The organism is Hoeflea sp., assembly GCF_984452065.1.
This window is the reverse complement of record NZ_CFHWAF010000161.1, coordinates 1-9313: the sequence shown is the minus strand read 5'-3', so window position 1 is coordinate 9313 and position 9313 is coordinate 1. Positions and strand designations below refer to the sequence as shown.

11 protein-coding genes are annotated in these 9313 nt (G+C 59.5%); 4 read left to right on the top strand and 7 right to left on the bottom strand.

All coding sequences use genetic code 11. From position 1 onward, the window contains the following. Positions 1-65 precede the first annotated feature (65 nt). A complete protein-coding gene (locus AC5E6N_RS21310; protein ID WP_491749698.1) occupies positions 66-254 on the top strand; it encodes a hypothetical protein in 189 nt (62 codons plus the stop codon). Positions 255-282: 28 nt separating this feature from the next. Here AC5E6N_RS21310 and nqrF read toward each other — a convergent pair whose 3' ends face one another. The 6 genes from nqrF to AC5E6N_RS21280 are packed head-to-tail and all read right to left on the bottom strand — an operon-like array spanning position 283 to position 6144. Continuing rightward, a complete protein-coding gene (gene nqrF, locus AC5E6N_RS21305) occupies positions 283-1503 on the bottom strand; it encodes an NADH:ubiquinone reductase (Na(+)-transporting) subunit F (RefSeq protein ID WP_491749697.1) in 1221 nt (406 codons plus the stop codon). A gap of 13 nt (positions 1504-1516) precedes the next feature. Next, on the bottom strand, positions 1517-2125 hold the full coding sequence (nqrE, locus tag AC5E6N_RS21300) for an NADH:ubiquinone reductase (Na(+)-transporting) subunit E (RefSeq protein ID WP_491749696.1): 609 nt from the start codon (positions 2123-2125) through the stop codon (positions 1517-1519). Continuing rightward, positions 2125-2778, bottom strand: coding sequence for an NADH:ubiquinone reductase (Na(+)-transporting) subunit D (locus AC5E6N_RS21295; protein ID WP_491689888.1), 654 nt, complete (start codon positions 2776-2778; stop codon positions 2125-2127). Before AC5E6N_RS21295 ends, nqrE begins: the two co-directional genes overlap by 1 nt. Further along, the gene (locus AC5E6N_RS21290; protein WP_491749695.1) at positions 2775-3596 is read right to left on the bottom strand and encodes a Na(+)-translocating NADH-quinone reductase subunit C; all 822 of its coding nucleotides are present in this window, start codon (positions 3594-3596) and stop codon (positions 2775-2777) included. The genes AC5E6N_RS21295 and AC5E6N_RS21290 overlap by 4 nt, the downstream gene beginning before the upstream one ends. Next, entirely contained in the window at positions 3589-4797 is a 1209-nt protein-coding gene (locus tag AC5E6N_RS21285; protein ID WP_491749694.1) for an NADH:ubiquinone reductase (Na(+)-transporting) subunit B, read from the bottom strand. Before AC5E6N_RS21285 ends, AC5E6N_RS21290 begins: the two co-directional genes overlap by 8 nt. A gap of 3 nt (positions 4798-4800) precedes the next feature. Further along, positions 4801-6144 (bottom strand): Na(+)-translocating NADH-quinone reductase subunit A, encoded by a 1344-nt coding sequence (locus tag AC5E6N_RS21280; protein WP_491749693.1) that lies wholly within the window; start codon positions 6142-6144, stop codon positions 4801-4803. Positions 6145-6423: 279 nt separating this feature from the next. Here AC5E6N_RS21280 and AC5E6N_RS21275 point away from each other — a divergent pair, with 279 nt between their 5' ends. The 3 genes from AC5E6N_RS21275 to AC5E6N_RS21265 all read left to right on the top strand — a co-directional run bounded on the left by AC5E6N_RS21275 (position 6424) and on the right by AC5E6N_RS21265 (position 8372). Beyond that, positions 6424-7464 (top strand): FAD:protein FMN transferase, encoded by a 1041-nt coding sequence (locus tag AC5E6N_RS21275; RefSeq protein WP_491749692.1) that lies wholly within the window; start codon positions 6424-6426, stop codon positions 7462-7464. A 31-nt stretch (positions 7465-7495) separates the two neighbouring features. Further along, positions 7496-7744, top strand: a complete 249-nt coding sequence (gene nqrM, locus AC5E6N_RS21270; protein WP_491749691.1) for a (Na+)-NQR maturation NqrM — start codon at positions 7496-7498, stop codon at positions 7742-7744. A 103-nt stretch (positions 7745-7847) separates the two neighbouring features. Next, entirely contained in the window at positions 7848-8372 is a 525-nt protein-coding gene (locus AC5E6N_RS21265) for a CBS domain-containing protein (RefSeq protein WP_491749690.1), read from the top strand. Between the two features lie 110 nt (positions 8373-8482). On the opposite strand, the gene AC5E6N_RS21260 is transcribed toward AC5E6N_RS21265, so the two are convergent. Continuing rightward, positions 8483-9313 (bottom strand): SURF1 family protein (locus AC5E6N_RS21260; protein ID WP_491749689.1); only part of this gene is annotated, 831 nt, incomplete at its 5' end.

Below are 9313 nucleotides of genomic sequence, written 5' to 3'. Positions count from 1 at the left end.
TTGCTATTTGCCGCGCGACCTTCAAATGATCGCATATTGCTGACGCGCGTGGCCGGGTGAACAAAGTGCCGGAAGAACTCTACCTTACCCCGCTGACGGGGACGATACTGGTATTCCTGGTCGTCGTATTCGGTCATTTGTTCCGCGACAACTGGAAGCGGCAGCCGGCGAACTGGCGGCTGCGTGGCTGGCTCTTCGGTGTGCCGGCCGGTATCGGCCTGCTGCTGCTGGCTTTTCTGCCGCTGAAGTTCTGACCCTGCCGGGCCGGCCGCATCGGATCGCTTAGCCGCCGAAATCGTCGAGCATGATATCTTCACGGTCGACGCCGAGGTCAAGCAGCATGTTGATGACCGATGAGTTCATGATGGGCGGACCGCACAGATAATATTCACAGTCCTCCGGCGCCGGATGGTCCTTCAGATACTCCTCCAGGAGCACATTGTGAATGAAGCCCGTATAGCCGTCCCAGTCATCGTCGGGCAGCGGATCGGAGAGCGCCACGTGCCACTCGAAATTGTCGTTGTCCTCGTCGAGCGTGTCGAAATCCTCGACAAAGAACATCTCTTTTTTGGAACGGGCGCCGTACCAGAAGGAAATCTTGCGATCCGAATGCAGCCGCTTGAGCTGATCGAAGATATGGCTGCGCATCGGCGCCATGCCGGCGCCGCCGCCGACAAAAATCATTTCCTTTTTGGTGTCGCGGGCGAAGAACTCGCCGAAGGGGCCTGAAATCGTGACCTTGTCGCCCGGTTTCAGATTGAAGATATAGGACGACATCTGCCCCGGCGGGATGCCGTCCGATCCCGGCGGTGGCGAGGCCACCCGGACGTTGAGCATGATTATGCCCTTTTCCTCCGGGTAATTCGCCATCGAATAGGCGCGCTCGATCGGGGCGTCCACAACGGATTTGTACTGCCACAGATTGAACTTGTCCCAGTCGTCCCGGTATTCCTCCTCGACGTCGAACTCCTCATAGGACAGGTGGTGCGCCGGTGCCTCGATCTGGATATAGCCGCCGGCGCGGAAATTGACGTCCTCGCCCTCCGGCAATTCGAGGACCAGGGCCTTGATGAAGGTCGCGACATTCTCGTTCGAGCGGACGGTGCATTCCCACTTCTTGACGCCGAACACCTCCTCGGGAACTTCGATATCCATATCCTGCTTGACCGCAACCTGGCAGGACAGGCGGTCGCCGCAGGCCGCCTCGCGTTTGGTGATATGGCTTTCTTCCGTCGGCAGGATCGAGCCGCCGCCGGAATTGATCTTGACACGGCACTGCGCGCAGGTGCCGCCGCCGCCGCAGGCGGAGGGAACGAACAGCTTCTGTTCCGCCAGCGTCTGCAATAGCTTGCCGCCGGCGGGCACCGACACGGTCTTTTCACCGTTTATGGTGATGTTGACGTTTCCGGTCGAGACCAGCTGGCTGCGCGCCAGCAGGATGATTGTCACCAGAGCCAGGACGATCAGCGTGAACAGGATGACTCCAAGACTGAATGTTTCCATGCCGCCTGACCTCTTAGAGCTTGACGCCGCTGAAGGACATGAAGGCCAGCGCCATCAGCCCCGCACTGATGAAGGTGATACCGAGGCCCTGCAGGCCGTCGGGAACGTCCGAATATTTGAGCTTCTCGCGGACACCGGCCATGGCGACGATGGCCAGGGCCCATCCGAAGCCGGACGAGATGCCGTAGGTGGTGGCCTGGGCAAAATTGTAGTCGCGTTCGACCATGAACAAGGAGCCGCCCAAAATCGCGCAGTTCACGGTTATCAGCGGCAGGAAGATGCCGAGCGCGTTGTAGAGCGGCGGAAAGAACTTATCCAGGGTCATCTCGAGGATCTGCACCATCGCGGCAATGACGCCGATGTAGCAGATAAGCCCCAGAAACGTCAGATCGACATCCGGGAAACCCGCCCAGGAAAGGGCGCCCGGTTTCAGCAGATAGGTCAAGAGAAGATTGTTGGTCGGCACCGTGATCGTCTGGACGATCATGACGGAAATGCCGAGACCGATCGCGGTCGCGATCTTCTTGGAAACGGCAAGAAAGGTGCACATGCCGAGAAAAAACGACAGGGCGAGATTCTCGACGAAGATCGCCTTTACGGCAAGGGCGACAAGGCCTTCCATCAATGCGCCTCTACCGTTTGGATCTTGAACTCACGCTCTTCGACCTGTTGCGGTTTCCAGGAGCGGAACACCCAGATCAGAAGACCGATGATGAAGAAGGCCGACGGCGGCAGCAGCAACATGCCGTTGGGCACATACCAGCCGCCATTACTGACGGTTTCGAGGATCGTCACCCCGAACAGGGATCCGGAGCCGAACAACTCGCGTACGACGCCGACGAGCATGAGAATGAGACCATAGCCAAGCCCGTTGCCGATACCGTCGATAAAGGAGGCGATCGGAGGGTTTTTCATCGCGAACGCCTCGGCGCGTCCCATGACGATGCAGTTCGTGATGATAAGGCCGACAAACACCGAAAGCGTCTTGGAAATCTCGAATGCGTAGGCCTTCAGGATCTGGTCGACCAGTATCACCAGCGATGCGATGATCACCATTTGAACGATAATTCTGATCGAGCTCGGAATATGGTTGCGCAGCATCGAGATGAACATGGAGGAAAAGCCGGTCACGGCGATGACCGCGAGCGACATCACGAAGGCCACCTGAAGCGACGTGGTGACCGCCAGCGCCGAACAGATCCCGAGCACCTGCAGGGTGATCGGATTGTTGTCGACCAGCGGATCGACAAGCAGTTCTTTGCGCTTTTGTGTCATGAGATTTCTCCAGCCTGCAGGTTACTGAGGAATGTAGCGTAGCCTTCCTTGCCCATCCAGAATTTTACCAGATTATCGACACCCCGCGACGTCAGCGTCGCGCCGGCCAGCCCGTCGATATGATAGTCGATGCCCGCCGCTGGCGGGTTCTTGTCGACGGTGATCTGCAGATCGCCGCCGTCGTCACGCAGTTTCTTTCCGCTCCACAGCGCCTTCCAGCGCGGATTGTCGACCTCCGCACCCAGACCCGGTGTCTCGGCGTGGTCGTAGAACTGCAGTCCGAAGATATCGTTGCCGTTGGATTCAAGCGCAATGAAGCCGTAAAGGGTGGACCAGAGACCATAACCGTGAACCGGCAGGATCACCTTGTCGATCGCGCCGTCCTCGCTTCGCAGCAGATAGATCGTCTTGAAGTTGGACTGGCGTCCGATGCCGGCCGGATCGTCGCCCAGGGCGCGGCTGATTTCGGGATCGTCGGACGCCGCCTTGTCGTCGAAGGTCAGCGGATCGAACGCGTCGGTGAACGTGCCCGTGCGGATATCGAGCACATGCGGTTCGAAGGCGTTGAACGCCTCGGCGACATTCTCGCCGGGTTCATAGAGCCCGGCCACCTGCAAAATGTTGATCCGCTTGTCGCGAAGCCTGTTTTCTTCCTGTATCGGACGCAGCGCGACCGCGGCCACCGAAACGACCATCGACGCGCACAGGCACAGCGCAACCGCCACGAAGAGCGTTTTCGGGATCGAATCCGTCGGCAGGTCCAGAAACCGGCGAAGCGGCCCCTTTCTGCCTTCCTTGTCCGGGCTCTCGTCAGCCATAGCGGCGCAATCTCCGTTTGATATTGGCCTGAACAACAAAATAGTCGATCAACGGCGCAAAGACGTTGGCAAACAATATGGCGAGCATCATGCCTTCCGGAAAGGCCGGATTGACCACCCGTATCAGCACGACCATCACGCCGACGAGCGCGCCATAGAAGTATCTGCCGAGATTTGTGTGCGAGGCCGATACCGGTTCGGTCACCATGAAGGCCAGTCCGAACGCGTAGCCGCCGATCACGAGATGCCAGTACCAGGGCATTGCGAACATCGGATTGGTGCTCGAGCCGATCGCGTTGAGCAGCAGCGAAAGGCCGATCATTCCGGCAAGGCAGCCGACGACCAGGCGCCAATTGGCTATCTTGGTGACAAGAAGGAACGCCAGGCCGATGAGGCAGGCGAGCGTCGAGGTCTCTCCGAGGCTGCCCTGCATGAAGCCGAGGAAGGCGTCTATCCAGCTAAGGCCCGTTGCCGACAGGTCCTGATAGCCCTGTGAGGCGCCGACGGAAAGCGCGGTGGCGCCGGAAAACCCGTCCACCGGTGTCCACACCGTATCGCCGGACATATCGGCCGGATAGGCGAAATAGAGGAAAGCCCTTCCTGTCAGCGCCGGGTTGAGGAAGTTCTTTCCGGTCCCGCCGAACACCTCCTTGCCGATCACGACGCCGAAGGCGATGCCGAGGGCAACCTGCCATAGCGGCGCCGAGGCCGGCAGGATCAGCGTATAGAGCATCGATGTAACGAGGAAACCCTCATTGACCTCGTGTCCGCGAATGGTCGCGAAAACCACCTCGCATATGCCGCCGGCAACGAGCGTGGTTATGTAAATCGGGAAAAAATAGAGCGCCCCGTGCGCCATGCAGGCGAGGATATTGGTGGGATCAAGCCCGATGCCCAATGTCTGCAGCAGCCAGATACGCCAGCCGGTCTCCGCGCCTGGCCCGAGCGCGGCAATCGCCGAATTGGCCTGGAAGCCGGTATTGTACCAGGCGAACAGAATGCAGGGGATCGTCGAAATGACCACATAGGTCATGATCCGCTTCATATCGACATAGCTGCGCACATGGGGCGCGTTTTTCGTCACCGTCTTCGGTGTATAGACGAAGGATTCCACCATCTCGTAGAGGGGAAAGAACTTCTCGTATTTTCCGCCCTTTTCAAAAAGCGGTTCTATCCGGTCAAAGAAACTGCGCAAACCCAAGGATCAGCCTTCCTTCTCGATCTTTTCAAGGCACTCCCTGAGGGCAAGGCCATATTCGTATTTCGCCGGGCAGGCAAATCCCACGAGCCCGAGATCTTCCTCGTCCAACTCGAGCGCTCCAAGGGCCTGAGCGGTGTCCGTGTCCTTGATCAGCAGCGCCCGCAGGAGCTGTGTCGGCAGAAAGTCCTGCGGCATCAGTTCCTCGAACGTACCGGTCGGAACCATGGCGCGCCGTCCGCCATTGAGGTTGCTCGACAATGCATAGAGCTTCCTGCTGAAGGCGGAGCCGAGAACCGGCTGGAAAGCGTATTTGCCCGGCATCGGCCTGATCCAGCCCAGGGGAATCTGCTTGTGGTCCTCCTCGATCAGCGACACCTGCCGATGATAGCGGCCGATGAAACGAAGCGCGCCCCCGGCATTTCGCCCGCTCAGCACCGAACCCGACAGAGCTCGCACGACACTGTCGCCCGCTATCTCGTCCTCGGTCAGGTCGGCGATGGAGGCACCCGCGATCGTCCTTAAAAGCCGCGGCCTGGCCGCCAGCGGACCGCACAGGGAAACCACAATGGCGGGATCGATATGACCCGTGCGCGCCAGTGCGCCGATGGCGATAACGTCCTGATAGGAAACGGTCCAGACGGGCTGGTCTGCTTTCGGCGGCGTCAGGAAGTGCATATGCGTTCCCGGCAGTCCGGCCGGATGCGGCCCGACGAAACCGACCGGGGTCAGGCCGCTGATCGCCGATCCGTCGAACCGCAAATCCGGCGACTGGCACAGATAAGTGGGCCCATCCGTCAGCTTTGCGACGACGGCAAGCCCTTTTTCGAAGTCTTCGGGCCGTGCTTCGATGACCAGATTGGCGTCGGCCGAGAGCGGTTCGCTCTCCATCGCGGCCACATAGATCGCCACCGGCCTGCTGGTGTGGTGCGGAACCTTCGAATAGGGGCGGGTCCTGAATGATGTCCAAAGACCTGCCGCGCAGAGCCGTTCGACCACCTCGTCAGCGGAAGCATTGTCCGCCAGCGGCCCGAACGCCACGCCCGTGTCGTCCGCATCGTCGATCTCGATGACGACGCTCTGCAGGACGCGCCTGGCGCCGCGGTTGATTGCGCCGATGCGGCCCGTCACCGGTGAAACGACCACGGCTTCCGGATCGTCCTTGTGAAAAAACAGCGGCGTCCCGCGTTTTACGGCCTCCTGTTCCTGCACAAGCATTTTGGGCTTGAGGTCGACATAATCCAAGCCGACGATCCCGACGGAACGGACGGCGGGACCTTGATATATCGCTTGCTCGGGCGCCCCCTTGATCGGCAGGTCAAGGCCTTTTCTTAACTTGATCGTTTCCATTTCAAACCTGCTGCCCCACGATCGGGACTGCGCTGACCGGCGGTCGCGAACGACGGCGGCACCGACCGGCTGCTTTGTACCATCTGCCGATCTTTGCCGATAGAACGGCACGAACGGCATTTTCCGGACCACCAGGGAAAAACAGCTGGCAATTTCCGCTAAAAATCACTATCAGCGCCTCAACTGGTACCCATTCCCTCCCAGCCCGCTTTATGCACATGGGGAGGGTCGCGCACAATCGAATTTGGGCACAAATAGCGGGAATCGATCAAAAAAATCATGGAAACCACGAAAAAGTCATTTGTCATGGCGGTCGCTTTGCTTCTGGCGGCCTGTTCGGGCGAGGAACCGCCGGGTGTTTTGCGTATTTCCGGCGACACGATGGGCACCACCTACAACATCACAGCCATCGGTGTCCCGGGCGATGTCACAAAGGAATCGTTGTCCGAAGAGATAGAGACCGTCCTTGCTGATGTGAATGCGAAGATGTCCAACTGGGACAAGGAGTCCGAGGTGTCCCGCATCAGCGCGTCGGGCGACACCGGCCCCTTCGATGTTTCGGCAGATTTCCTCACGGTGATGAGCGCCGCCAATCAGGTGCACGATTTGAGCGACGGCAAGTTTGACGTAACGCTCGGCCCGCTGATCGAGCTTTGGGGCTTTGGACCACGCGAGCCGGACGACCCCGTGCCGTCGGACGCGGATATCGATGAGGCGCTGAAGTTCGTCGGGCAGTCCGACGTGCTGACGCTGAATGCGGATGCGTCCGAACTCGCCAAGAAATATGCACAGGTGGGGATTAACCTGTCGGCAATCGCCAAGGGCTTCGCCATCGACGACATCGCCGCGAAACTGAAGGAACTGGGTGCCGAGAACTTCATGGTCGAGATCGGCGGCGACCTTGTCGTTGCCGGCCGCAACGAGATGGACGAGGCCTGGAAGATCGGTATAGAAAAACCCGAACCCGGCGAGAAGGTCGTCGAGCTGGTCGTTCCCCTGGAGGACAAGGGCCTTGCCACATCCGGGGACTATCGCAATTTCATCGAACATGACGGCGTGCGCTACTCGCATATCATAGACCCGGTGACCGGACGTCCGATCACACACTGGACGACGTCCGCCAGCGTGGTCGCGGACAACGCCATGATGGCTGACGCCTGGGCGACCACCATGCTCGTGCTCGGCGCTGAAAGGGGCCTGGAAATTGCCGAGGCCAATCAAATCGCCGTATATTTTATCTCCCGTGTTGGACAGAACGGATCAGACCCATATATTACCAGGGCAAGCAGTGCTTTTAATGCCCTGCTCGAAAGTCAATAGTCGGAAATCCGGAAACGCACAGACAGGTTAGATGGCCACATTTCTCTTTGCCTTTTTGTTTCTTGCCATAGCCGTGGCGGGCATGTCGCTCGGCGTTATCTTGAGGGGCAAGACCATCAAGGGCAGTTGCGGCGGCCTGAACGCGATCTCCGGCGCCGACAAATGTGTTGTGTGCCACAAGGACATCGATCCGGACAGCCCCTTGCGCGACATGCTGGAGTGTCCGCGGGCGCGCGCAACGCCCGACAGTAGTGATAAAGAGCCCGCGAAAGCGGTGTGACCGCTCCTGTCTAAGGCGATTTGCGCCAATCAAAGTTCCCTATTCGGTTGTGCTGTCGTAAGCTCGCTGTCAGTGGTGTGATTCAACAGCCGGAGGTGTTCCCATGGCCCCCAATTCCTATCAGGCGCCCATGCGTGGCGACAAAGAAGAAAAACGGACCTTCAGCCAATCGGTCGAAACGAATCTCGCTTCGACCACGGCGACCGTGGCAACGCTCCTGGACGGCAAAGGCCCTGACGTTTTCTCCGTCTTGCCGGGCGACACGGTCAAGACGGCGGTGGATGCGCTGCGCGACAGGCGTATCGGCGCGCTGCTGGTGACCGACGAAAACGGAGAAATGGTCGGTATCCTGTCCGAGCGCGACATTGTCCGCAAACTTGCCGAAACGCCGGGACAGACCCTTCCTCAAAAGGTCGAAGGCCTGATGACGACCAATGTGTCGACATGCGCGCCGGAAGAAACGCTGGACGAGGTGCTGACGAAAATGTCGGAGGGCAGATTCCGGCACATGCCGGTCATGGACAACGGACGGCTGTGCGGCATTGTCACGATCGGCGATGTCGTGAACTTCCGCCTGAAGGAGCTCGAATACGAGGCTCTCAGGATGAAGCAGATGATCGTCGGGTGATATCGGCAAGGCGTTGGCGCAGGCGTTCGAGATGCACAATCCGGCTGTGACCGATGAGCGCTGCCTTGGTCTGAAATACTGGTTGTCCTGCCGTATGAAACGCTCTGGCCTCAGTCGTCAGCATCTTCCTGCGGCCACGCCGACAGATAAAGGACGTAGGCCACACCACCGGCGAGCATCAGGGCCATGGCGTACCAGGTCAGCGCGTAGACGAGGTGGTTGTTGCGGAAGGCGATGTTGGTCAGGCCGCCGCGCGGCCAGCCCTGCGCGTCCTCGCCGGGTCCGGCATCGATGAAATAGGGCGCCGGCGCCGGCAGTCCCATGGCGCGTGAGAAGGCTTCGACATCGCGCGAATACCAGCGTCCGGATTGCGGATCGTTCGATTGCAGAATGGTGCCCTTCGGCTCGCTTACGCGCAGCAACCCCGTAACTGATACGGTCTCGTCGCCGCTATTGTTTCGGGTTCCGGGGTCCTTCAGTTCGAACGGAACAAATCCGCGGTTGACCCATATAAGTTCGCCATTGCGGCGTATGAGCGGGGTGAGGATCCAGTATCCCGCGCCAAGCTCGGTCACGGCCGTGACCGGGATTTCGTTTTCATGCAGAAACCGCCCGTTTGCCGTGACCCGAAGATAGGCGTGATCGTCGGCATTGATCCCGGCCCATTGCTCGGCCGTCGGTGCTGCGACGGGAACGCCGAAGGCACGGGTCTCCACCGCGTTGATCAGGCCGACCTTCCAGTCCAGCCGGCGCATCTGCCAATTGCCGAGCATCACCAGCGATACGACGAGAAGCAGTGCAACGAGCAAAAGCAGAACATTGGTCCATTTGCGCGCCCGCCAGTCCGTCATGTGCCGGTCCCGAATTGTTGCGAGGTGAGTTATGGTCAGATTGACGCATTTGACCGCGGCGATTTTGGTCTCTGACAAGGCGGGTTGCGC